General features: G+C 64.0%; 19 protein-coding genes. 11 read left to right on the plus strand and 8 right to left on the minus strand.

The window, feature by feature from the left end:
- Nucleotides 1-55 precede the first annotated feature (55 nt).
- On the minus strand, nt 56-394 hold the full coding sequence (locus tag NTCA1_RS06845; protein ID WP_159829561.1) for a hypothetical protein: 339 nt from the start codon (nt 392-394) through the stop codon (nt 56-58).
- A gap of 140 nt (nt 395-534) precedes the next feature.
- Here NTCA1_RS06845 and NTCA1_RS06850 point away from each other — a divergent pair, with 140 nt between their 5' ends.
- A complete protein-coding gene (locus tag NTCA1_RS06850; protein WP_133084107.1) occupies nt 535-810 on the plus strand; it encodes a hypothetical protein in 276 nt (91 codons plus the stop codon).
- Nucleotides 811-989: 179 nt separating this feature from the next.
- On the opposite strand, the gene NTCA1_RS06855 is transcribed toward NTCA1_RS06850, so the two are convergent.
- The 3 genes from NTCA1_RS06855 to NTCA1_RS06865 all read right to left on the minus strand — a co-directional run bounded on the left by NTCA1_RS06855 (nt 990) and on the right by NTCA1_RS06865 (nt 3,717).
- The gene (locus tag NTCA1_RS06855) at nt 990-1,493 is read right to left on the minus strand and encodes a cytochrome P460 family protein (protein ID WP_159829563.1); all 504 of its coding nucleotides are present in this window, start codon (nt 1,491-1,493) and stop codon (nt 990-992) included.
- On the minus strand, nt 1,490-2,551 hold the full coding sequence (locus tag NTCA1_RS06860; protein WP_159829565.1) for an alpha/beta fold hydrolase: 1,062 nt from the start codon (nt 2,549-2,551) through the stop codon (nt 1,490-1,492). Before NTCA1_RS06860 ends, NTCA1_RS06855 begins: the two co-directional genes overlap by 4 nt.
- 107 nt (nt 2,552-2,658) lie before the next feature.
- On the minus strand, nt 2,659-3,717 hold the full coding sequence (locus NTCA1_RS06865; RefSeq protein WP_159829567.1) for an acyltransferase: 1,059 nt from the start codon (nt 3,715-3,717) through the stop codon (nt 2,659-2,661).
- Nucleotides 3,718-3,921: 204 nt separating this feature from the next.
- Between NTCA1_RS06865 and NTCA1_RS06870 the strand changes: the two genes are divergently transcribed.
- Entirely contained in the window at nt 3,922-4,374 is a 453-nt protein-coding gene (locus NTCA1_RS06870; protein WP_086494021.1) for a tRNA (cytidine(34)-2'-O)-methyltransferase, read from the plus strand.
- A gap of 137 nt (nt 4,375-4,511) precedes the next feature.
- Nucleotides 4,512-5,369: a fumarylacetoacetate hydrolase family protein gene (locus tag NTCA1_RS06875; RefSeq protein ID WP_159829569.1), complete on the plus strand. Its 858-nt coding sequence runs from the start codon at nt 4,512-4,514 to the stop codon at nt 5,367-5,369.
- A 48-nt stretch (nt 5,370-5,417) separates the two neighbouring features.
- Here the strand turns inward: NTCA1_RS06875 and NTCA1_RS06880 are convergent, their stop codons facing one another.
- The 3 genes from NTCA1_RS06880 to NTCA1_RS06890 are packed head-to-tail and all read right to left on the minus strand — an operon-like array spanning nt 5,418 to nt 12,365.
- The gene (locus NTCA1_RS06880) at nt 5,418-7,283 is read right to left on the minus strand and encodes an Svx/AvrXca family virulence/avirulence protein (RefSeq protein WP_159829571.1); all 1,866 of its coding nucleotides are present in this window, start codon (nt 7,281-7,283) and stop codon (nt 5,418-5,420) included.
- A 2-nt stretch (nt 7,284-7,285) separates the two neighbouring features.
- A complete protein-coding gene (locus NTCA1_RS06885) occupies nt 7,286-10,045 on the minus strand; it encodes a DUF5695 domain-containing protein (RefSeq protein ID WP_159829573.1) in 2,760 nt (919 codons plus the stop codon).
- 34 nt (nt 10,046-10,079) lie between these two features.
- Nucleotides 10,080-12,365, minus strand: a complete 2,286-nt coding sequence (locus tag NTCA1_RS06890) for a DPP IV N-terminal domain-containing protein (protein WP_159829575.1) — start codon at nt 12,363-12,365, stop codon at nt 10,080-10,082.
- A gap of 436 nt (nt 12,366-12,801) precedes the next feature.
- Between NTCA1_RS06890 and NTCA1_RS06895 the strand changes: the two genes are divergently transcribed.
- From NTCA1_RS06895 to NTCA1_RS06925, 7 genes are all read left to right on the plus strand, one after another.
- Nucleotides 12,802-14,313, plus strand: a complete 1,512-nt coding sequence (locus NTCA1_RS06895) for a family 43 glycosylhydrolase (RefSeq protein WP_236549143.1) — start codon at nt 12,802-12,804, stop codon at nt 14,311-14,313.
- A 221-nt stretch (nt 14,314-14,534) separates the two neighbouring features.
- Nucleotides 14,535-17,288 (plus strand): TonB-dependent receptor, encoded by a 2,754-nt coding sequence (locus NTCA1_RS06900; protein WP_159829579.1) that lies wholly within the window; start codon nt 14,535-14,537, stop codon nt 17,286-17,288.
- Nucleotides 17,289-17,466: 178 nt separating this feature from the next.
- Nucleotides 17,467-18,537: a phosphotransferase gene (locus NTCA1_RS06905; RefSeq protein WP_159829581.1), complete on the plus strand. Its 1,071-nt coding sequence runs from the start codon at nt 17,467-17,469 to the stop codon at nt 18,535-18,537.
- A 274-nt stretch (nt 18,538-18,811) separates the two neighbouring features.
- Complete coding sequence (locus NTCA1_RS06910) at nt 18,812-19,354, plus strand: hypothetical protein (protein WP_133084103.1); 543 nt, start codon at nt 18,812-18,814, stop codon at nt 19,352-19,354.
- Nucleotides 19,355-19,442: 88 nt separating this feature from the next.
- Complete coding sequence (locus NTCA1_RS06915; RefSeq protein ID WP_159829583.1) at nt 19,443-19,937, plus strand: hypothetical protein; 495 nt, start codon at nt 19,443-19,445, stop codon at nt 19,935-19,937.
- 45 nt (nt 19,938-19,982) lie between these two features.
- Nucleotides 19,983-22,463 carry a TcfC E-set like domain-containing protein gene (locus NTCA1_RS06920; protein ID WP_159829585.1) on the plus strand — a complete coding sequence of 827 codons (2,481 nt, stop codon included), beginning with the start codon at nt 19,983-19,985 and terminating at the stop codon, nt 22,461-22,463.
- Nucleotides 22,460-23,176 carry a molecular chaperone gene (locus tag NTCA1_RS06925; RefSeq protein WP_159829587.1) on the plus strand — a complete coding sequence of 239 codons (717 nt, stop codon included), beginning with the start codon at nt 22,460-22,462 and terminating at the stop codon, nt 23,174-23,176. The genes NTCA1_RS06920 and NTCA1_RS06925 overlap by 4 nt, the downstream gene beginning before the upstream one ends.
- Here the strand turns inward: NTCA1_RS06925 and NTCA1_RS06930 are convergent.
- Nucleotides 23,173-23,574, minus strand: coding sequence for a hypothetical protein (locus NTCA1_RS06930; protein WP_159829589.1), 402 nt, complete (start codon nt 23,572-23,574; stop codon nt 23,173-23,175). The genes NTCA1_RS06925 and NTCA1_RS06930 overlap by 4 nt on opposite strands.
- Before the next feature lie 181 nt (nt 23,575-23,755).
- Between NTCA1_RS06930 and NTCA1_RS28645 the strand changes: the two genes are divergently transcribed.
- Nucleotides 23,756-24,067, plus strand: a complete 312-nt coding sequence (locus NTCA1_RS28645) for a hypothetical protein (RefSeq protein ID WP_236549144.1) — start codon at nt 23,756-23,758, stop codon at nt 24,065-24,067.
- The last annotated feature ends 49 nt before the right edge of the window (nt 24,068-24,116 follow it).

Below are 24,116 nucleotides of genomic sequence, written 5' to 3' on the forward strand. Positions count from 1 at the left end.
AGGCCGGGCGCCGCGCGCTAGAACAGCGCGGCGCCCGGCCTGATCGCCCGGAAGATCAGCGGCGTTTCTTCGCGATCGTCGCGGTGAAATCCGGATCCTTGTTTGCCACCCAGTCCACGAACTTGCGGACGGTGGGGTTGGCGAGCAGCGCTTCCACATCCATGCCGTGGCGTTGCAACTCTGAATTCGTGAAGTTCACGATCAGCGTCTGCTGGCAGATCGCATGCATCGGCACGACATCGCGCCCGCCCCGGCTCTTGGGTACGGGATGGTGCCAGACGATGGTCTTGCCGGTCGGCCTCCCGCAGAGCCAGCAGGGTACGGCGGGAGCGGGGGCGTCCTCGTCCTGCAGTTCGTCGTCGTGGAATGCGTGTTTCGAATGCTTGCGGGCCATGGGTCTGCCTGAAGAGAGTGACGGCGCACCTATAACGAAGGCAGCGCGCATTGCCACTGCGGCCGAAATCCTCATTACCGGCTTCTTGACTGCCCGACATCGTGTTACGCTCCCCCCGGATAAACGCGAGGGAGAACGCGATGCCGCTGATCGAGAGAGCTGCCCGGGCGCTGGCCATGGCGGAAACCGGGCGCGACGATTGGGGTCATATCGATGCCGACCAACGGGAAAAGCTGAAACAGACCGCGCTGGCGGTGATCAAGGCGCTGCGCGTTCCCACGCCGGTCATGTGCCAGGCAGGGCACGAACTGCTCGAAACCGAACGCGGCCATGTCGTCGGCGCAAGCGACGCGCATGATGCCTGGCAGGTCATGATAGACGCGGCGGTAGGGGCGCACGCTGCGGGCAAGGCCTGACCGCAGCGGCAGCCGGAAGAGCTAAGAGCCCGTTTGAAAAATGCCCACAAGGGCATTTTTGTGCGGCACCGGCCCACGCCCCCACCCTACCACCCGCAGGATACTACCGTTGGGTGGTAGGGTGGGGGCGTGGGCCGGTGCCGCAAAAAATTCGCATTCCGCGAATTTTCAAACAGATTCTAAGGTGCGTAGCGGGTGAAGACGAAATCGTGCGCCGATGCACGGGACTGGTGGCACGACCAGCATGTCTGGTGCTGGGCTTCGTCAACCGGCTTGCCGTTGACGAACCGGCCGAAGCCCCAGCCGCCGGTCGCGGCATAGCGCTTGGAATCCTTGACCATGACTTGCACGGTCGTCGCAGCGCCCGGGATGGAGGCTGGGGCGAACTCGGGTGAAGGGGTGTGTTTCCACGCCAGCTTCACCAGAACCGTACCGTCAGGAAACGGCAGCTTTCCTTTTTCGTAGGCCCGGATCGCGATACGGTTTCCCAGGGTAGCGCGCAGTTCGTCGAGCGGCGGCGCTTCCTGGGCCGGAGCGATCAGTTGCCAGCTTCGATAGCCTTCAGGAATGGTTACGCCATAGATCGGCGATGCCAGGAGCGCGTTTCCGGCATTGGCCTTGGCGGCGAGTGCGCCCATGAGCACGGCGCCGCAGCCGAACAGGGCAAGGCGGGCCGCGTTCATGCGCGCGCTCCCATGCGGTCAGCATCGATAACGGCCTGCGCGAAGGCTTCGGGCGCCTCCTGCGGCAGGTTATGGCCGATACCGCCGGAGATCAGGCGAAAGGCGTAGGCTCCCTTGAACTTTGCGGCATAAGCGGCGGGGTCGGGGTGGGGGGCGCCGTTGGCGTCGCCTTCCATGGTTATCGTAGGTACGGTTATCACGGGACCGGCGGCCAGTCGGGCTTCGTCGGCGTCGTAGCGGCGCTCGCCATCCGCAAGGCCCAGACGCCAGCGATAGTTGTGGATGACGATGTCCACATGGTCGGGATTGTCGAACGAGGCGGCGGTGCGGCGGAACGTCGCATCGTCAAAGCGCCATTGCGGCGAGGCGAGTTCCCAGATCTGTCGCGCGAAATCGGCGGTATAGGCGGCGTAACCCGCGCGGCCCCGCTCCGTGGCGAAGTAGAACTGATACCACCACTGGAGTTCGGCCTTAGGGGGCAGGGGCTTCGCATTCGCGGCAGGGCTGCCGATCAGGTAACCGCTGACGGACACCATCGCCTTGCAACGTTCCGGGTAGAGTGCGGCCATGATGTTGACGGTACGCGCGCCCCAGTCGAAACCTGCAACCACCGCTCGCTTGATGCCGAGGGCATCCATCAGCGCAATGCCGTCCGCCGCCAGAGCGGCCTGTTGTCCGTTGCGCGGGCTGTCGGCGGAACGGAACCGCGTGATTCCGTGGCCGCGCAAATGCGGCACGATGACCCGGTAGCCCTGGGCGGCAAGAATACCGGCGGACTGGGCGAAGGCATGGATGTCGTAAGGCCAGCCATGGAACAGCATGACGGCGGGCCCCGAGGCGGGGCCGGTTTCGACATAGCCGATGTTCAGCGGACCAGCCTCTATCTGCCTGACGGGACCGAACACGGCAGGAACAGCGATAGTGCTGCCCTTCGCCGGACCGGAGGCCGCGAACGAAGGCACGGCCGAGAATGCGGCGGCGGTGACGGCCCCGGCCGCGAGGCCGAGAAACCCGCGTCGCTGCGAGCGGGTGTCGCCGAGAAGCTGTCCAAGATCCATGTGCTGTCGTCCTTTTCGCATTCGAGTGCCGTGATGCCGGCAATCTAGGCGGAAGGGACGGTCGACGCCCGTTATGTGGTGTGAGGAGCTGCTAGCGTGTCATGGTTTCAGGACGCTTCGGAAACCGTGGGGTTCAGCTTCGGTCTCTTTCGCAAGGCTTTCGACAGGAATTCCCGGACAGGCTCGTCGTAATACTTTCCGGCGATCCATGCCACGGCAACGGAGATGAGCAGCCCTGCCAGAAGCTCCACCTTTCCGGGCAGGTCGAACTTGTCCGCTACTTTCGACACCCAGAACAGCAAGGGATAATGCAGGGCGTAGAGGGGGTAGGAAATGAAGGCACTGAACCGGGCCGCCGCGGCGCTGCGCGCGCCTTCCTCGAAATCGAGCGATGAGAGGATCAGCGCCGGATAGAATGTCGTGACCATCACAAGGCCGTAGACGCCCTGCCACGCTCCCAGTGAGTGCGGCAGGAAGGTTGCGGCCAGAAGGACCGACGACAGCCAGAAGGGCATGCTGAAGTTCCACATCCCTCGCATGCGGTTGAGTGCCATGCCCATCACGAAGGAGGGCAGGACGTTGAGCATGCCCCAGCCGATATCGCCGTTCTTGTAACCGACATTGAGCACGTTGAAGCGCAGCGCCAGAATGAGCGATGCCGCTACGCCGATGGCGGCCAGCATGGCGACGGCTTTGCTGGGCAGCCTGAACAGGATCAGCACGAATATCAGGTTGGCCACGATCTCGTAGAACAGCGACCATAGCGGACGGTCGATGGCGAACATCTCTCCCATCAGCGAGGAAGGCGCCGGCAGGCAGAGGGCCGAAAGCAGCGTCGCCAGGAAAAGTGTCCCCATGGCGGGTTGTCCCGTCCGCAGGCTTTCCCCGGCCCAGTAAGTGAAGCCCAGCGCGGTTCCAAGGATGATGAGCGGATAGAGCCGGATTATCCGGCTCGTCACGAACCTGCCGAGGGAAATGCCGCCCTGTTTCAGGCGATCGGCATAGGCATGGTCGATGACGAAGCCAGAGAGGATGAAGAAGAAGTTCACCGCAAGATGGGCCTGATCGAAGAAATGCCCTCCGGGACCGAGCCATCGCCGATGGAACAGGACGACTGCTACGGCCGCCACGCCGCGTAAGCCGTCCAAGCCCAGGTAATGCTTCATCGGTTCCTCGCGCTGCCATCGCGGACAGGCGCTAGCCCATCCGTTGCACATGCTTACGTGTCTTGCTGCAGGAGCGAAATCGGCCAAAGGAGAGGGCGCGCTCCTCCAAATGGCGGAATGATCCCCCGTTAGAGACAGCAAGGATCGGCTCGTGCATGGGGATGGGAGGCTTGCAAGGTTCGTTCGCCGGCGGCAATTAGGCCTATGCGTATTGCTTTATTCGAACCGGAAATTGCTGGAAATGTCGGCGCCGTCTTGCGTCTTGGTGCCTGTTTCGGGGCCACGGTGGACCTTATCGAACCCATGGGGTTCGAATGGGACGACCGCAGGGTGCGCCGGACCGCGATGGACTACATCGATCACGTCACCGTGGAGCGCCACGCCGATTTCGGCGCGTTCCGGGCGGCGATCGGTTCGCGAAGGCTGATCCTCTTCACGACCAAGAGCAGCGGCTCCGCTTACGATTTCCAGTACCGGGCGGACGATGTCCTGCTGTTCGGCAAGGAGAGTGCGGGCGTTCCCGCCGAAGTGGCCGAGATCTGCGATGCGCGGGTGCGCATACCGATGCGGCCGCACGTGCGCTCGATGAACCTCGCGACTTCTGCGGCGCTCGCTCTGGGAGAAGCCTTGCGCCAGACAGGCACTCTGCCGGGCTGACTTGCCGGGGCGCACGCCCAGGGCCAGGCAATAGCGCTTGTTCGCGGGCACAAGGCAGCCATACTGCACGGTAAGACAGGCGCGGCCTGCAACGAACCGTTCCGCGACGTTTCCGACTTTGAAAAGAAGGGAGAATTATGAAACTTGTGCGCTTTGGCCCGGTGGGAGCTGAAAAACCCGGCCTGATCGATTCCGATGGAACATTGCGCGACCTTTCCGGTCATCTGGACGACATCACGCCCGGTCAGCTCGGCGACGAAGGACTGGCCAGGATCGCTGCACTCGACGTGGCCGCGCTTCCGGCTGTCGAAGGTCCGCAGCGTTTCGGCGTGCCCGTCGCGGGCGCCCGCAAGTTTTTGGCGATCGGGCTGAACTATGCCGATCACGCGGCGGAATCGAACCTGCCCATTCCGCCGGAACCGATCTTCTTCACCAAGGCGATCTCCTGCCTCAATGGGCCCGACGATGACGTCATGCTGCCGCTCGAAGCCACCAAGGCCGACTGGGAAGTCGAACTGGGCGTGGTGATCGGCAAGACCTGCCGCTACGTTTCGCAGGAAGAGGCCCTGGGACATGTCGCCGGCTATGTACTGGTCAACGACGTTTCGGAGCGCGCTTTCCAGAAGGAACGGGGCAGCCAGTGGGACAAGGGCAAGGGCTGCGATACTTTCGGTCCCGTCGGCCCCTGGATCGTGACGCGCGACGAGATTGCCGATCCGCAGACGCTGGACATGTTCCTGGACGTCAACGGCAAGCGCATGCAGACCGGCAATACGCGCACGATGATTTTCCCGGTTGCCGAATGCATCGCCTACATGAGCCGTTTCATCACGCTGGAGCCGGGCGACATCCTCACGACCGGCACGCCGCCGGGTGTGGGCGAAGGACAGAAGCCGCAGGCGATTTATCTCAAGCCCGGAGACGAAATGCGTCTTGGCATTACCGGGCTGGGTGAACAGCGCCAGAAGGTCGTGGCCTTCGACTTGAAGCGATAATTCAGGTGACCCGGGGAAGGTTCACGCCCTCCCCGGACGCTTTCGGGTCTACCGGATCCACCTGTAGCGCACTTTGGCGGTGACTTCCGGCACCGGCGCGGCGAGGTCTGCGCCGTGGGCGGCACCCTTGACCGTGCCGGGATCGACGAAGCCGTAGAATACCCCGCGCGAGGCCGAGCCGCCGCGTTGCTCCACATCGCCGATGTTTTGCGCCGTTCCCGAAAGGACGATGCCTTTCTCGTACTCGCCGATACCGAGCATGGCGGTGGCGGCGCGGGCCTTGTCCTTGAGCACGGTGTCGCCGCGCAGCACGGAGAGGCCGGAAACGACTGCTTCGCCGCGCACTTGCGCCCGGTCCATTACCACGGCGTGATCCTCGATCCGGGCTTTGTCCGAAACGGTGCCGGAGATCACGCGGGCGTAGGGGCCGACCCAGGCAGTCGGCGCGACATCGGCTTGCGGTCCCACCCAGCCGCCGCCGTTGGCATGGCGATGCCCGCCGGGGATCGGATCCGGTGCGCCCGGTTGCCAGCGGTCGGGCAGAGCGCCATCGAACTGGACCATCCAGGGGTAGCGATAGATCGAATAGTAGGGCTGGTCCCAGCGGATCTTCTGCATCTGCGAGGGCGTGGCCATGACCACGAGATAGAGCCCGGTATCGTCCGCCCGCACCGCGATCGTGGCCGCACCTTTCGCGCCGCGCTGGAGCGGCGTGTAGCGGCTCCTGCCGTCCGCGCCCACGGCCACCACGCCCCAGCGCCAGTCTGAAGCGGGGGAGGGGATCGTCTCGGGCTCGTCGGCAAGGCCCGGCAGCGAGGATACGGCGGCGGCCTGTTGCACTACGCCGCGGAACGTCACGGTCACTTCGCTGCGCCCGGCATCGGCGTGCAGCTTGACCACATTGTAGCCCCAGCGCTGCGGCGCCCACATCTCCGGCACGGCAAAGCGGCGGCGCTTCAGGTCCACGGGATCGAGCACGGTGGCCGAGAGGATGTTCGCGTCGGTGGTCTGTTCGTAAGTGCCGTAGTTCCTGCGGAACACGGCCCCCTGATCGCTGCCGTCCGGGTTGGTGTAGTCCCAGTTCGCATTGTGCAGCGCCCAGTCGCCGAAGGTGTCGTTGAGCTGGTCCTGCGTCCATCCCATGTTGCGCTGGAGCACGCTGAAGGGATCGGCGGTCAGGCGTGCGGGATCGTCCTTGCCCGGCGCGGTACGCCAGATTGCGTTCACCGCCTCGAAGCCCTGGGTATCCTTGAGATATTCGAGGAACTGCCAGTTGCAATAGCGCGTGCGGGTGGAGCCGTAATAGAGGTGCGGGTACTGCTTGAGCAGGACCGAGCAATGCGTGTTCTGCCGGAATTCGGGCAGTTGCACCGTCATCCAGTTGGCATGGCTCTCGAACAGCCAGCCGGTGTAGGGCGAATCCATCAGGCGCCCGGTCGCAGCCTGGAGGGCATGGGTCAGTTCGTGGGCCAGCCCGAAGCGATCCTTGAGCGCGCCCGGATCGATCCACATGCCCATGTGGCCAAGCTGGTCCGTGCCGCCGGTCAGGCCATAGCCCACGCCCACATAGGCGTTGACCTTGAACTTCTCGGCCGATCCGCAGTGCGGTTCGGGAAAGCGCAAGGTGCCGAGGAAATAGTTCCAGACATATTCGAGATGCGCCGAGGCTACCCTGGCGACTTCGGCATCGACCGTGCCCGGCTTCCAGTGCAGCGCGAAATGCGCGCTTTCCATCTGCAGCGGCAGGGCGGAATTGGCGGCGTCCGACGGGTCGGTCGCCGCAACTTTCCAGGCGTTTGGCGAGTCCCCGGCCACGCAGGCGGCACTCGGCGTGGCGCCGGTGGCCGGGGAGGCAAGCGCCGGTGCCGACGGAATGGCTAATGCCAGCACCGATGCCTGCAGAAGGTGCCTCATGCTCAGCGCGGGCTCAGCGTGACGGTAGTGGGTGCGCTGCCCAGCGCGACGGCATAGCCGCCGCGATCGGGCGTGCCGGTATCGGCGGCATAGGCCTTACCGCCTGCCGTCGTGGTTTCGAAGAGCAGGCGCGCGGTGGGCGTAGCGGCGCTGGCGGCATCGAGCGTCAGCACGACCTTGCCGGTCTTCGCGTCATAGTCCGCGCTCTGGATGCGCCCCGCTTCCAGCGTGATCCACAGGCCGGCGGGTGCCACGAACAGGCGGCGGCGAGCGCCGTCCTTCGGTGCGATGCTGACCTTGGCGCCCTTGGTGGTCAGGTCGCCGCCGAAGCCCAGCCAGCCGAGCTGCGGATCCTCGACCATGTAAGTGGCCGAAGTGATCGCATGGCCGTAGAAGCCCATGCCGTAGTCGCCGGTGATGGCGTCCCACTTCATCATGTCGGGCCAGGAGTGGAAGGCGGCCGAGCCGAAGCCCTTCTGGTCGATGTTGGTCACGCCGCCCATCATGCCGCCATAGGCCACGCGCAGCAGGTGCAGATCGGTGGGGTTCTGGCGATAGGCATCGAACAGCGGCACTGCGTTGAGTGCCGAGCCGTAGTGGTGGATCTGGCGCTCGATGCGCGAGACTTTGCCGCCATAGAGGAAGTCCCAGTAGCGGCGGGCATTGCCGTTGTAGCCCCAGCTGGGGATCGTCGGGTCATAGCCGAGGATGACCTCGCGGGTCTCGTCGGCCTGGGGCTGGAAGCCGAAGTAGCGCATCCAGGCGTAGACTTCCGGCTGGCCGGTGGAATCCCAGGCCATCTCGCTGCCGAACGGATACTTGAGCGTGCGCCAATGATCGGCGCGTGCCTTCATCAGGCCTTCCATCTCGCTCGCCTCGGCGGTCATCCCTTCCCGCTTCAAGTCCTTGAGAATGTCGACGAAGACGTCGCCTTCCATCTGCCCGAACTGGGCATAGTAAGGCGCGTCGCGCATCATCGCCACGGTGGTGCGATAGGCCCAGTCGAGGTAGAACTTCCAGTTGTGCTGCTTGACCAGCCCCTGGTTGTCGCGCGCTAGACGGTAGAGCACCCAGTGGCCGATGGCGACGTGGGGATAGTTGTACGAGCGGCCGAGATCGTCGGAATCCTTCTTCGACCAGGCAGTCCAGTTCTTCCAGTTGATCTTGGGGTCGTAGTAGTTCGGGAATTCCTTGGGCTCGTAGTAGAAGATGCTCTTCTTCACGGCACCGGCTTGCGGTCCGTCCTTCACCTGGAGCGTGCCGAGCACCGTCTCGTTGACGAGGCGTTCCAGCTTGGCGACTTCCTCGGGGTTCGGGTTGTCGAGCTGCTTCATCATTGCGGCAACCCAGGAACCGGCACCGCCTTCGTCGCTCATGCCGGACACCCAGACGCGGCCGTCCTGCGTGAGAATCTTGTTGTCCTCGCGGTCGTAGGAGAGGATCGCCGGGCTGCGGCGGAACGGATCGCCCTTGCCCTCGAACCACTGCTCGGTCGTGGTGAAATGGCCGATATCGGCCATGACCTGCTCAAGCGGCTTGGTGATGTAATAGCTGACGGTCTGCTCTTCGCCGTCCGCATAAGTGACGGTGAGGCGCGCCTGCCCCCAGCCCGAGGCCTTGACCTGGTAGCGTGCCCAGCCTTTTCCGGCCTTCTCGGGGGTTGCGGTCAAGGCCCCTGCGGGGAAGGATTCGATCTTCGCGACCTTGCTGGCCGACTTCAGGAAGAGGCTGGCGGTCTGGTCGGTCGGCACGACATAGCCGGGGATGCCCACGGCCACCGGTCGCTTGTTGGCGACGAGGGTGTCCTCGATCGCGCGGATGCTGGGTGCGGTCACGAAGCGCAGGCCGAAAGTGCGGCTCTCGCCGGGTGCCAGCGCGATGCTGGTCGGTGCGTTCCACTGCTGACCGGCCTTGGCCCATTCCTTCTCGGCGAAGCCCTTGCTGGCGACGGTCCAGTCGTAGAACCCTTCCGAGACCTGGCTGCGCGGGCTGCGATCGGTGAAGATGTCGCCGTCCTTCGCGGCGCGGGCTTCGATGATCGGGCGATAGGCCTCCAGCGGCGTGCCCTTTTCGGGGAGCACCAGCAGCGCGGGACCGCGTCCGTTGAGGCGGGTGACCTGAAGATAGCCGGCGTCGCGGCCGATATAGGGATCGACGAAGCTCGCCTCGGCATGGGCGGAATCGAGTTCACGGTCGAGGATGATGTTGTCGAACACCATCGGCATGCCGAGGCCGCCGATTTCCACCGGCGCGCTGCCGGTGTTGACCAGCGTGAAGCGCAGCGCGAGCACGCCCGCCTCGTTCACCCAGCGGCGCTCGACGCGCAGCGGCATGCCCGCACCCATGGACGCGGTGATGTCGGCCGCCGCCAGCACGCCGGGCGCGCCGGCAAGCGCGGCGATCTGCTTGCGGGCGCGGGCCGAGGAGAAGTCCTGCCAGTCCGAACCGGCGGTCTTCAGGCGGAGATGAATGTCGCCGATGTGGACATAGCCGTCGCCTGCCCGTTCCGCCTCGCGTCCCGCGGGCACGAAGTCGAAGGCGGTCTCGCCCTTGGGGGAAAGATGCGCGAGCGTCTGCGTGTCCGCGCGCAGCGCCAGGTCGAAGGCCGGGGTCTGCATCTCGGTCTTCTGGATCGGCGGATAGACCGGCTTGGGCTTCTTGGCTTCGCCTTCCTCGGCATAAGCCGCAGCGGTGGGCAGCGCGGCGGGAAGGGCGGCCAGCATCAGGACGACCAGCGGCAGGGGCTTCAGGATATGCTTCATTTCGGGGCCTCCCGATGGATTACTGGACAAAGGATTACTTAGCTGCCGACGCGGCCGTCTTGACCGGGCCGAGCGGCGGCGGGGTCTCGCCGAGCAGATACTGGGTGAAATAGTCGCGCAGCTTCTTCCAGAAGAAGGGGCGATAGACGTTGTGCGTGGCGTTGGGCACGATGACGAGGTCGACATCACGGCCCGCGTCCATCAGCGCCTTGGCCAGGCGGTAGCTTTCGGTGACCGGCACGTTGTCGTCGATGTCGCCATGGACGAGCAACAGGTGCCCCTTGAGCTGGCCCGCGACCGACATGTTGGAATTGCGCTCCCAGGTCGCCTCGTCGGCATAGCCCATCGAGACTTCGGGCCACCACGTCTTGTCGAGCCGGAGGTCGTGGTTGCCTGAGGCGGAGACCCCCACCTTGAAGAAGTCCGGGCGGCGCAGCAGGAAGCGCGCGGTGTCGTAGCCGCCCGCCGATCCGCCGAACACGCCCACGCGGTTCACGTCCATGTAGGGGTACTTGGCGGCCATCTGGCGGATCATCGCGATATGATCGTCCAATCCCACTTCGCCCAGGTTCTGGAAGGCGGGCAGGCGGAACTTCTGGCCGCGCCGCGAGGTGCCGGTGCCGTCGATCATCACCACGATCGCGCCGATCTGCGCCACGCTGTTGCCCGGCACGCGGCGGGTCATGCTCCAGGTGGAGGGCACGTCGGTGGTGGTAGGGCCGGTATAGACATTGTCGATCACCGGGTAGCTGCGCTTCGGATCGAAATGCGCCGGGCGGTAGATCATGCCGTAGATCGGCGTCGTGCCGTCCGCCGCCACGCCCTTGAACGGTTCGGGCGCGGTATAGCCTGCGGCGATCAGGCGGCTGTCGTCGCCTTGTGCCAGTTCCATCACGATGCGCCCGGTCTGTCCGTCGCGCAGCACGGCGCGGTTGGGCGACGTCGGGCTGGACATCTGGTCGACGATCCATTTGCCGTCGGGCGAGACCCTGGCATCGTGGTCGAGCGGTTCCGGCGTGAGTTCGGTCGGCTCACCGCCCTTCAAGGACACACGGTAGAGCGCGCGCCAGTAAGGATTGCGCGCCGGTTCGTGGCCGACGCCGGTGACGATGAGGGAAGACTTGTCTTCCGCCACGTTGTCCACGGTCAGCACTTCCCACGCGCCGCTGGTCAGCGCCTTGCCGCCGTCGGGGGCATCGGGAGTGACGAGATAGAGCTGCGCCCAGCCGCTGCGTTCCGAGATCGCCAGTTCGCCGCCCAGTTCGGGCGAGGAGAAGATCATCGAGGAGGTGACCGTCACCACGGGCTTCACCGCCTCATGCGCGACGATCTTCGCTGCGCCGGTATCGGGATCGGCAACGTAGACGGCCTGCTGCCTGTAGCCACGCTCGGTCCAGAGCATGCGCGGCTTGCCGTCTATCCAGCCCATGTCCGGCGGCGAGGGATAGAGGATCGATTCAGACGGCATCTGGATCGGCACGATGCGCGGCTTGCCGCTTTTCATCGCCGCCTTCACGTCCACCACGAAGCGGCTTGCCTGCGGCAGCTTCTCGGCCCCCGCCAGCGGATAGGTATATGTGAAGCTGCGCGGATAGAGGCTGTCCGCCGGGTTCTGCTGGGTGATCGAGAGTTTCTTCACCCCGCGCGTGTCGAGCCGCCAGCTGAGCAGATAGCGACCGTCGGGCGACCATTGGCCGGAGACCGGCATGGCCGGTTCCTCGGTGCCTTCGCGCAGGATGTCGGAGAGTTCCGGGATCGAGCGGCCATAGGGCTGTTCCCGCGTGCCGTCGGTGGTCAGCGCCACTTCTCGGCCCGAGGTCAGGTCCACGGCATAGAGGTTCCATGCCCGCGCCACGATCTTCGTCTTGCCGTCCGGGGACAGCAGGTCGAATTCGCGGTGATCGGCTTTCTCGACTTCCACCGCCTTGCCGGCCGCGTCGATGCTCCACAAGGCGCCGTCGAAGGCGCGCAGGCGGATCTCGTTTTTCGCGGGATCGTAATCGACATCGGCGATCCGGGCCTCGTCGATCGTGACCGGCGATCCCTTTGCAGCCGAGAGCGAGGCGAGAAGATCTGCTGTAGCGGCAACCTGCCGTGTATCGCGGGTAGAGAGGTCGAGGAACCGGTAGCGCTGGTCGAGGCGATTGCCGGTACGATAGAACAACCCGCCTTCCACGAAACGCGGCGCGATGTCGGCATTGTCGATCAGGTCGCCCAGGCCGTTGCCGAGAAATTTGTCGGCTTCGGAATAGCGCTGGTCGATGCTCGGCGTGACGGCCGATGCGCGCACGTTGGCGTCGCGGGCCTCTGCGGTTGGCATGGTCGCGCAGGCCCAGGCGAGTGCGGCCAGGCTGAGGGATCTCGACAGGTGAGAAAACGAAACACGCACGGCTGCAGCCTATTCGTTTATTTCAGGAAAAGCCGGGTTGTCATGGCGCTCTGTGATCTACTGGTCAAGAAAATTATACGATATATGATCAGTTCTGTTTTCCGAGGGGCAGAGTTCCGGGCACGTTAGCGCAATCATCTTTCAACACATGGCAATCGCGCCTCTACCTTGTCGGAGGCGCGAAAAGATCTGCGCGGGGATTGACTTTGAAAGGGAAAGTCAGAGAGTATAGTATACGATATTCTGTAGGGGTTTTGAGATGCAGGTCAGAAGGCGCGGATGGTGGGCAGGCCGAAGCGGTCATGCGGGAGTACTCGCCGCGCTCGCTTTGGCTGGAAGTGCCTCGGCGCAACAAGGCGGCGCTCCCGTGTCGCGCGAACTGACCGTTCCGGGCAACCCGATCCTGGCGGACGGAGACTACTACTCCACCGATCCCGCCCCGTTCGTGGCCGATGGGCAGCTCTGGATCCTGGCCGGGCGCGATGAAGCGGCCAGCGACGTCAACGACTTCATCATGCCGGAATGGCAGCTGCTGAAGACGGCCGATCCGGCGTCCGGCAAGTGGACGCACTATCCTTCGATCATCAAGCCGGAAAACGTCTTCGCATGGGCGGAGCAGGCGCGTGCCTATGCCGGGCAGATCGTGGAAGGACCGGCAGACGGTTCGGGGAAGAGGCGTTATTATCTCTATGCCCCGGTGCTGGAGAAGAACAGCGACGCGGAAGACCGCTTCGCGATCGGCGTCGCCGTGGCCGACAGCCCGCTGGGCCCCTGGCGCGATGCCCATCCTGCCGGGCCGATCATCTCGCAGAAAGTGCCGGAAGCCAACAAGATCCAGAACATCGATCCCACCGTCATGATCGACGAGGATGGCCGGGTCTATATCTACTGGGGCACGTTCGGGCAGCTTCGCGGCATGGAGCTTGAGCGCGACATGATCACGCCCAAGGGGCCGGAAAGGACGATCACCGGGCTGACCGGCTTCTTCGAGGCGCCCTGGATCATGAAGCGCAAGGGCACTTACTATATGCTCTATGCGGGCAACAAGGCGGGGCCGACGTCGGATTGCACGCCGGCCGTCTATCATGCCTGCATCGCTTACGGCACGGCGCCCGCGCCGATGGGGCCGTGGACTTACCGGGGCGTGGCGCTGAAGCCGGTTTCTTCCACCACCTCACATCCCGGCGCCGTCGTGTTCAACGGGCAGTGGTATCTGGCCTATCACACCGCCGATGCGAAAGACGGCGGGCATTTCCGCCGCAGCGTGGCGCTGGACAAGCTGGAGTGGGACGACAGCGTCTCTCCCGCCCGGATTCTCACGGTAATTCCGACGCTGCGCCCGCAGCCGCCTCTCGCCCCCAGCCGCAATATTGCGCGTTCGGCCTGGGCAACAGCCTCCAACGATCCAGTGCCGGTGCAGTTCTGGATCAAGGCGCTCAACAACGGCGTGGTCAAGGAGGCGCCGCTGCCGCCGGACATGTGGGGCAGCTGGTCCCCCGACAATCCGCCGCGCCAGTGGATCGAGTATCGCTGGGACAAGCCCGTGACGATCAACGGTTCGCGCATCTGGTTCTGGAACGACCAGCCTGCCGGGGCGGGCGTGGGCGTGGCGCCGCCTGCGAAATGGCATCTGGAATACTGGAGCAAGCAGGGCTGGAAGGCCGTTCCGGGCGCAAGCGCCTATGGCACGCAGAGCGATAGCTTCCAGGACGTGTCGTTTCGCAAGGTTACGACCCGTTGTCTGCGTGCTGTTCTGGATGCATCGACCGACGGCAAGACTCATGCCGCACTGGCCGTGCAGGAATGGGAAGTGCTGGTCCCCGCGGCTGCGCCGATCGCGGTGCGAAGCGATGGCGCCGCACCCGAGGCCTGCCGCTAGCCGCCGACTTTCTCCAAAAGGAACCAAAAGAGCGCGGGGCATAACCCTGCGCTCTTTTCCCATGCGCTTTGCGGAAATTTCGCGGCAAGCCATTAGTCAGACAAAAATGTTTCCAAACCGTCACAATCGCCTTGACTCGAATCCGATATCGTAGGACGTATACGATATAAGTAAGGGCGGCAGATTAAGGCACGCCGCGGGATCAACAGGGGGTTTTTTCTATGACATCGTTAAGAGTCCTCAAGCTTTCGACTGCTCTGACTTCGATCGTTGCCATCGGTGTTGCCGCACCCGCCTGGGCCCAATCCGCAAGCGATGCACCGGCTGAATTGTCCGACCAGAGCGATGCTCCCAAGGTCGACATCGTCGTGACCGGCGTTCGCGGCAGCGTGGAAGCGGCGGCCACCAAGAAGAAGAATTCCAAGCAGATCGTCGATTCCGTGGTTTCGGAAGACGTCGGCAAGCTGCCCGACAACAATGTCCCCGAGGCGCTGTCCCGCGTGACCGGCGTGCAAATCGACCGCGAGCGTGGCCAAGGGCAGAACGTGACCATTCGCGGCCTGGACCAGGTGCAGACTACGCTCAACGGCAACAACACCAATCTCGGCTCCGGCCGATCCATGAGTCTCGCGGACATCCCTGCGGAACTGCTGAAGCAGGTGGACGTCTACAAGACGCGCTCGGCCGACCAGGTGGAAGGCGGCATCGCCGGCACGGTCAACGTCGAACTGCGCCGCCCGTTCGACCTCAAGAAGGGCCTTACCGTCGCAGGCAGTCTTCGCGGTTCCTATGACGACCAGTCGGAAAAAGTCAGTCCTTACGGCAGCCTTCTGATCGCGGACCGCTTCGAAACCGGTATCGGCGAGATCGGCTTCCTGCTCAACGGGTCGTGGACAAAGACCAACTACCGCGAGAACTACATCGACAGCGAGTCGCCCACCAAGACTGTGGTGGACGGCAATACCATCGTCATTCCCTACCGCGCCCAATACGGCATCGAGCAGGGTAACGTGAAGCGGCCGTCACTCAATGCCGTGCTCCAGTGGAAGCCTAGCGACAAGCTCGATTTCGTGCTGGAAGGCGGTTACATCGGATCGCGCGAGAAGCGTTCGGTGGAACGCCTCTACGTTCAGGATATGCCCTATATCGGCACGGGCAATTACAGCGATATCGTTCTCCAGCCGGATGGCAGGACCGTCCGTTCACTGACGATCAGCAATCCCAATGGCATCAATGCCGGTATAGATTCGCTTTACCGTTCACTCCACACCAACCTCTACACGACAAACTTCGAAGCGCATTGGCACTCCGAAAAGCTCCAGATCAATACGGGTATCCAGTATAACTGGTCGAATGAAGGATACTACTTCGTTGAAAGCATTCTGAGGCCCCAGGGACTGACCTCCGCCTCGGTAGACTTCGCCTCCGACATTTACAGCAAGGGCGCTCCCCTGATCACCTTCAATGGTGTCGATGTGAACGACCTTTCCAGTTATGGCGTGGACCGTTTCCAGGACAATCTCGGCGGCTCCAAGAACAAGGAATTCGCGGCGCAGACGGACCTGACCCTTCAGCTCAGCGACACCTCGCTGCTCCGCAGCCTTCAGGTCGGCGGTCGTTACAACCAGCGCCGTACCAGCAATTACTACGGCTATCGGGACGGATTGCCCCGAATCAACGGTCAACGCGCGTCACTCAGCTTGTTCCCCGGCTACGACACGGCATCGCTAGTGGGGCCGGACATCGGCGGTTCGTCCGCGCAGTGGTATCGCATCCCGGGATCGGTCGTTCTCAGTCATATCGACGACGTGCGGGCCTTCATCCAGCAATACGATCCGAACAGCGCCGAGCGCTTCGCCAGCATTGATCCGCCGAGCGATCAAGGTTCGACATTCCGTTCGAACGAGAAGAACTTCGCCGCTTACGCTCAATTGGCTTACGGCTTTGACATGGGCACCATCCCGGTCGATGGTTTGGTGGGCGTTCGCTACACCAATACTTGGGGAACGTCTCACAGTTTCGGCTACCGCCCTGGAACACCGGCCAACGGCAACCAACAGATCATCGAGGAAGCGGAAGGATCGGGCAACTACGCCGACATCCTGCCGAGCGCATCGGCCATCATCCACTTCACGCCGAAGGCCCAGCTGCGACTTTCGTATACGACAAACGTCCAGCGCCCGAGCTTCAACTCCACGCGGCCATTCTTCTCGCTCAATACTACGGCAAACCCGCCCATCGTCTATGCCGGTAACCCGGAGCTGAAGGCGCAGCGTGAGCGCGCATTTGACGTCAGCGCCGAGTATTACTTCGGACGCGGTGGTCAGATCTCCTTTGCGGGTTACTATAAAAAGGCCACCGGCTTCCTGCTCTACAGCCGCGAACAAGCATCTGCTGCGCAGATGGCCGCGTATGGCATCAACGTTGCCGATTACGGCGCTGCGTTCGGCTACATCGAGCAGGAAAGAAACGCCGGCGATGGCACCTTCATCGGCCTGGAAGGTACCGTGCAGACGTTCTTCGACTTCCTGCCGGGCGTCCTCAGCAACTTCGGCGTCAGCCTCAACGCCTCGCACATCCTGAAGGCGCGCGTGGAGTATGACGACGAGGAAAGCTTCCCCGGCGAATTCGACTCGCCCAACACCTCGAAGTGGACCGCCAACGCAACGCTGTTCTACGATACGCCGAGCTTCAGCGCCCGTGTGGCCTACAACTACCGTTCGTCCTACCGCTCGGGCTTCTGGCTGGACGGACAGGGTGACGATCGCGCCCTCTATTCGCCCTATTACGGCGCTACCGACCGTCTCGATGCCGCCGTCAACTACACCCCGGTATCGTTCATGACACTCTCGCTGGAAGCGTCGAACATCCTGGGCAGCGACGTGTTCCGCTACCACGGCAGCCAGAACCTGCTGCCACTGGGTGTCCGCACCCTGGCGCGGACGGTTCAGGGAAGCGTCCGCTTCCGCTTCTGATCCGCGCGCCGTTTCGGAAATGTGAGGGCGTAGCGACTGCCGGTCGCTACGCCCTTTTTCTTACCAGTCGGAGCCTTGCCACCTAGGTTTCGGGATAGTTGCGGCGACCGTGCCGGACGATAGCTTCACTACCCGGATCGCGCGCCGTGTTGCAGGCGCGCGGGGAGAAGGAGCAGGCATGAGCGTCGACTTATCCGCCAACGCGGGCACGACCCCCGTTCGCGAGGGCTATCGTTTCGACGAGGCGCGGCTGGCGGCGTGGATGGAAGGCCATGTCGCGGACTTTGCAGGGCCGATCAGGGTCGCGCAGTTCAAGGGCGGGCAGTCCAACCCGACCTACCGGCTGGATACGCCGGGGCGCTCCTACGTGCTGCGCCGCAAGCCACCGGGACCGGTGCTGAAGGGCGCCCATGCCGTGGAGCGCGAAGCACGGGTGCTGGGCGCGCTCGGCAAGGCAAACTTTCCCGTCGCCCGGGTCCATGGCCTTTGCACCGATGAAAGCGTCATCGGCAGCTGGTTCTATGTCATGGACATGGTCGATGGGCGGATATTCTGGGATGCGACCTTTCCCGATGTCGGGCTGGACGAGCGCGCGACGTATTTCGATGCGATGAACCGCACCATTGCCGCGCTCCACAGGTTTCAGCCAGAGGCGCTCGGTCTCGGTGACTATGGCCGCCCCGGCAACTACTTCGAGCGGCAGATCGCGCGCTGGTCGAAGCAATATCTGGAGGACGAGGCCGCAGGGCGGGATCCCGGCATGGACCGGTTGATCGAATGGCTTCCCACCGCCATCCCGGCGGGGGACGAGACCCGGCTCGTCCATGGCGATTTCCGGTGCGACAATATGATCTTCCACCCGCACGAACCGCGCATCCTGGCGGTGCTGGACTGGGAACTGTCCACTTTGGGCCATCCGCTGGCCGACTTCGCCTATCACGCGATGATGTTCCGCATGCCGCCCGATATCGTGGCGGGACTCGGCGGGGCGGATCTGCAGGCTCTGGGCATCCCGGACGAGTATGCCTATCGCGACGCCTATTGCCGCCATGCCGGACGTCCGCCCATTTCGGAGGCCGATTATGCTTTCTGCATCGCCTTCAATTTCTTCCGGCTGGCAGCGATCTTCCACGGCATCAAGGGGCGCGTGATCCGGGGCAATGCGGCCTCCGCACATGCCAGGGAGCGGGCGGCAAGCCTTCCGCGCCTGATCGCGCTAGCCGTCGAGAGCATGGAGCTTTGCCGCTAGGAATTGCCCATAACGGGCATGTTGGCTGCAATCCTTTCCGGGCCTGAAATAAGGATATTCGCGGGTCCGGGAATGATGAACCGATAATGGAACTGAATCGGTGCAAAATTAGAACCATTCTGACATGCAATATATCCGGGATCCCTATGGCCTAGAAGGCATTTATTGCAGATAATCCAATCTTCAATGGCCGCATCGAAGTCATGAGCGAAAGTGCAGATACTGATCAGCACTGAGGGGATTGATGGCTATGAATTTGATTAACACAAATCGCGTGTTTCGTTCTTTCGCGGCGATGGCCATGCTGGCTGCGGTACTTCCCGTATCGCCTGCCCAGGCCGCCACGCAGGGCTCCGTGGGCGCCACGTCCACGGGCACGATAACGATCAACGCCACCATTGCCGGGCTGGTCCAGATATCCAACCTGACCGACCTGACGTTCAGCGCGCTGACGGGCTCAGCCGATGCGCAGCAGACCGAAAACGTCTGCGTCTGGAGCAATACCTCCAGCAAGAGCTATACGATCAGGGCAACGGGCAGCGGCACCGCCAGCGCCTTCACGCTGGCCAGCGGCACCAATGCGCCCGTGCCCTATACGGTGGCCTGGGCCAATTCCACCGCCGCCACGACCGGTACGGGCTTGACCACGAACGTCGCCTCGGCGGCCTTCACCAGCGCCGCGGTCACACCGCTCTGCGCGGCGGGCGCGAACCCGTCCGCCAAGCTGTTCGTGACGATCCTTGCCGCCGATCAGAACACGATGATCGCCAATGCGGCCTATACCGGCGTTCTGACCCTGCTGGTCACGCCGCAGTAAGTCCGTTTTCTAGGGGCTGCCGTTCCGGGAGCCCGGAGGGTTTCCGGGGGCGGATGGCCGGTCCGCCCACCAAGCTAAGGACCTATGCATGGTGCCGTGGAAGGGGCAGGTAACGGGCTGGGCCCTGGCGATAGCCGGCCTGCTCTTGCCGGCTGCCCCGGCAAGCGCACAGCAGTTTCAGATCACCCAGCTTACCGATGTTTCTTTCGGCACCATTTCCTCGGTAGCGACCAACCGCAGCGCCTCGCAGACCGTTTGTGTCTACGCCAGCCTGGGGCGATATTCGATCACCGCACGCGGATCGGGCGCAAGCAATGCTTTCACGCTCGGCAATACCGCCAATAGCGCCCAGCAGCTTGCCTATACGGTGCAATGGGCTTTCACCGGCAACCAGACGACGGGCACGCAGTTGACGGCGGGACAGGCGCTGAGTTCCCCGAACTCGATCAATATCCTCTGTTCGCTGGGCGGATTGCTGGCCAGCAGCGCCAGCCTGATCGTCACTTTGCCTTCCGCCAATCTGAGCGCCGCGCAAGCGGGAAGCTATACCGGAATTCTCACGCTCATGGTGGCGCCGATCTGATCGGCAGGCATGGTGCGGGCATACTTACTCGTTGCGGTGGGCAGCATGGCGATGGCGGGAGGCGTCGCGGAACCGGCGAAAGCCGAGGCGCCGCGACGGGCCGGAGCGCCGCCGCCAATCAAGGTTTCCGCCCCGCCCGGTTTCGAGGATCTCACCGGGCCGCAGCAGGTGGTGCTGGACGTCTACATGGGCGGCGTCCGTATCGGCGAGGCGGCGGCCGTGGTGCGACCGGGGCATTTCCGCTTCGTCGATGCGCAGGCATTGGTGGAAAGCCTGCCAGACATCAGCGACCGGCCCCGGCTGACGGCCGCACTAGGGGCGCCCGATCTCGATCCCCACCCGGAAGCGGTCTGTCTGGGCGAGGGGCAGGATTCCTGCCCCCGGCCCAAACCGGACGTCGTGGCGATCGTGTACGATCCGGCGCGCTACCGCGTCGATATTCTCGTCGCGCCGCGATTTCTCACGCTCAAGGCGGCGGTGCGCATGCAGAACCTGCCGCCGCCTGCCGAGACACCGGCGCTGATCAATTTCCTGACCGGAACGATATCTGGCTCGCGCGGTGAACCGACCCAATACTTCGTGCAGGATACGGCGCTGATCGGGATCGGCACTGGCCGGATCCGGGGCACGTTCCAGCAGGCGAGTTATTCCGGCTTCCAGACCGACACCCTTGCCGGAGAACTCGACCGGCCGGGCCTGCGTTACCGGGCCGGGGCGTTCTGGATTCCGGGCAATGTCCTGCTGGACCGGGTGAAGATGGTGGGCATGGGCCTTTCCACGCAGTTCAGCACCCGGCTCGACCGGGATCAGCTTACCGGCAGCCCGCTGATCGTCTTTCTCGAACAGAGGGCGCGGGTCGATATTCTGGTAAACGGCAATATCATGTCCTCGCTGATGTACGAGGCGGGCAATCAGGCATTGGATACGTCCGCGCTGCCGGATGGGTCCTACACAGTGATCCTGCGCATCATCCCCGCTGCCGGGGCCGCACGCGAGGAACAGCGCTTCTTTTCGCGCAGCGCCACCCTGCCGATGGCGGGGCATGACAGCTTCTTCCTCTATGCCGGGGCGCTCGTGCGCAACAACCAGGGGCTCATCGGCGACGTGACGAACACGCCGCTGTTCCAGGGAAGCTGGGCGCGGCGGATCAGCACGGGGCTTGCCGTCAATCTGGGCCTGATCGGCACGGATACCCGGCAATGGGCCTCTGCCGGTGCGACTGTGCTCAAGGGAGATTGGCAGCTGGATGGCTCGGTCCACGTCTCGAACAAGGGCGGCCTTGGCATTTACGGTCACCTGTCCCGCTCGGGCACCGGGCGCCTGACTTTCGACCTCGACGGGCGGCGCGTTTCGAACCCGGGCGGCGGTCCCTTGTTCGCGACGACCGAGATCGTGCTTCCCGCTTCTGGCGGTCTGGAATATCGGCCCTATTCGGGGGCCTATACCCAGCTTAGCGGCGCGATCGGCTATCGCATCGGCGAGGGGCGCCTGTCGCTGGTGGGGACCTATCGGCGGCAGGAAGGCAGCCGCGACTATTCCGTGGGGCCTGCGCTCTACATGCCGGTGGTGCGCTGGCGCAGGGCCATGCTGGACCTCAACGCGACGTACACGAAGACCAGCCTCGGAACGCAGGCTTATGTGGGCCTGAGCCTTATCGTCACCCGGCCCCGCACGACATACACCGCGACCGGTGCCGGGCAGTTCGGTCCCGGCCGGGGCTTCGAGGACGGTCTTCAGGGCGGCATCAACGTCTCGCGCCGGTTCGACGACGTTTCGGGCGCGCAAGTGCAGGCCGATGTCGGCGTACAGCACGCCAACGGCATCACTTACGCCCAGGCGCAGCTTCAGGCGCGCAGCGATATCGGCGGCGGCAATGTCAACTTCGTGCAGCCATTCGATAGCCGCGATTTCCAGTACGGCGCCTCCCTGAACACGGCGCTGGTGGTCGGGCAGGGCGGGCTGCGTTTCAACGAGGGGCGCAACGGCGACGCCATGATCGTTGTCCACGTCGATTCCGCTATCCCCGACGCGGCGTTCGAGGTGCTGGTGGACAACCGGCCGATGGGCATGGCCAATGGCGGCGAGGATCTGACGGTGACCCTGCCGTCCTACCGGGCCTATGACGTGCGCGTCCGCGCCAGGGGCGGCTCGCTCAGCGACTACGACGCGAAGTCGCGGCAGGTCACACTCTATCCCGGAAGCGTCGTGCGCCTAGCCTGGAATGCGCGGCCGGTGACGGCGGTGTTTGGCCGCCTCGTGCAACCGGGCGGTGCGCCGATCGCGAAAGCGGACATCAGCGCGGGCGGCGATCTGGCCCAGAGCGACGAACGGGGCAATTTCCTGATCCAGACCAGCCGGGGCGCCACGCTCGTCGTGAGGATGCGCGGCGGATCGGTCTGCAAGGTCGGTCTCGACGCGATCCAGCCCATCGACGGCTATGCCGCCGTGGGCGACCTCCTGTGCCAGCCGACGATCGCATCGGCCGACGATCCTTCCCAGCAACCGCAAACCGAGGTGAATCCATGAAGATGCCTGCTTCCATCCGGTCGCGATCCGGCGTGCTGCGCGTGGCCGCGATCTGCGGCGCGTTCGCTGTTTCGGGAGCGTCTCCGGCACGGGCCGGGATCGCCCTCAGCAAGGTCATCGTCGACATGCCCGCCGATGCGCCCCCGCGCGACGACATCGAAGTCAGCAACGATACGCAGGAGCGGCAATATGTGGTCGCGGAACCGGCCATGATCAGGGCGCCGGGCACGCCGCAGGAGGCCCGCGTCGATTCGTCGGACCCTGCGGTGACGGGCCTGCTCGTCACCCCGCAGAAAATGGTGCTGGAGCCGGGCGAGCGCAAGCTGGTGCGCGTGGCCCTGATCGCCCCGCGCGGGAGCGACGAGCGGGTCTACCGGCTCGCGATAAAGCCGGTGGCAGGCTCGCTGTCGGCCGAGCAGACGGCGCTGAAAGTGTTCATCGGCTATGACGTGCTCGTCATCGCCCGTCCTGCGGCCGTCACCGGGAAAGTGACGGCTACCCGCAGCGGCGGCGCGATCACTTTCCACAACGGCTCGAACACCAGCGTCGAGATGTCGGATGGGCGCCAGTGCGATGCCAACCGGAAGGGGTGCCAGTCACTTCCCGCCACGCGGCTCTATGCGGGGGCGGACTGGAAGGTCCCGATCAAATACGCCACGCCGGTGCAATACAAGGTGCAGACCGGAAAAGCGTCGCGGAACGAGGCCTTCTAGGCGCTCGTCTCAGCGCCGCGATGGTAGCCTTGGCCCGATTCCGCGTCTCTGACGTCGTAGGTGAACCAGGCGTTTTCGGCATGATCGTACAATTGCACGATATGGTCGGTCACCTGGAGGTTGTAGGCGCTGGCGGTGCTCCGGTCGTGACCATGGGCCTTGGTGCCGTCGATCTGCATCGAGATGAAGGCCTGGTTTCCCGCATCGTAGATTTCGGGAAGCGTGCCCGCGAACTTCACCGCACGCTCTCCGTCGTATCCCTGCAACTGCTCGCCCCGGCTTTCCGCAGCGATCCGTAAGTCACGCCGGATGGAATGGTCGAAGATTCCGGCCACTTTCCTGCCGGTGATGAGGGCATGGGCGGCAGCAGCCACCACGGCGCGCGTATGAGCAAACATGCCTCTACTTGGCACCGGGACGGCCCGAAAATCAAGGCGCACCTTTTGGGGTCGCCCAGCGGTCGCAATCGGAACCCGGACAGCCCCCAAGGTTCCAATCGGCTCCTCCCTTACTCCAATAGCCCAATTGCAACCTTGCCGAGAGGCCCGCATTCTTATGGAGAAGCGGAGGAGACCGGCTTTGGCAAACGAATGTATAGCGTATCGCGATTCCAAGGGGGGACTGCACGGTTCGGCGGAGAAAGCCACGCTTGAAGATCTCGCGGCCGTGCTGGGACGTGTGGGGGACGAGGGCGGCATGACCGCCGGTGTCGCCAGGATGATTTTCGACAAGCGGGCAGAGATCGAGCGGGTCTTCGCCGAGCATGACGCCATCATGGCCTCGGCGGCAGGACGCCGGATCGACGAGGAGCCGGGCAGGGAGCCGACCCTGATCGTGACGCCCGCCGCGAACGGTACGGGTTCCCTATCCAACGGCCGTGTCGTGAACTGAAGGTCTTTCCAGTGGACCGCCCCGAGAGGTCTACTCTGAGCGGTCCACA

The sequence above is a fragment of the Novosphingobium sp. TCA1 genome (assembly GCF_009811895.1).
Classification (GTDB): Bacteria; Pseudomonadota; Alphaproteobacteria; order Sphingomonadales; family Sphingomonadaceae; genus Novosphingobium; species Novosphingobium panipatense_A.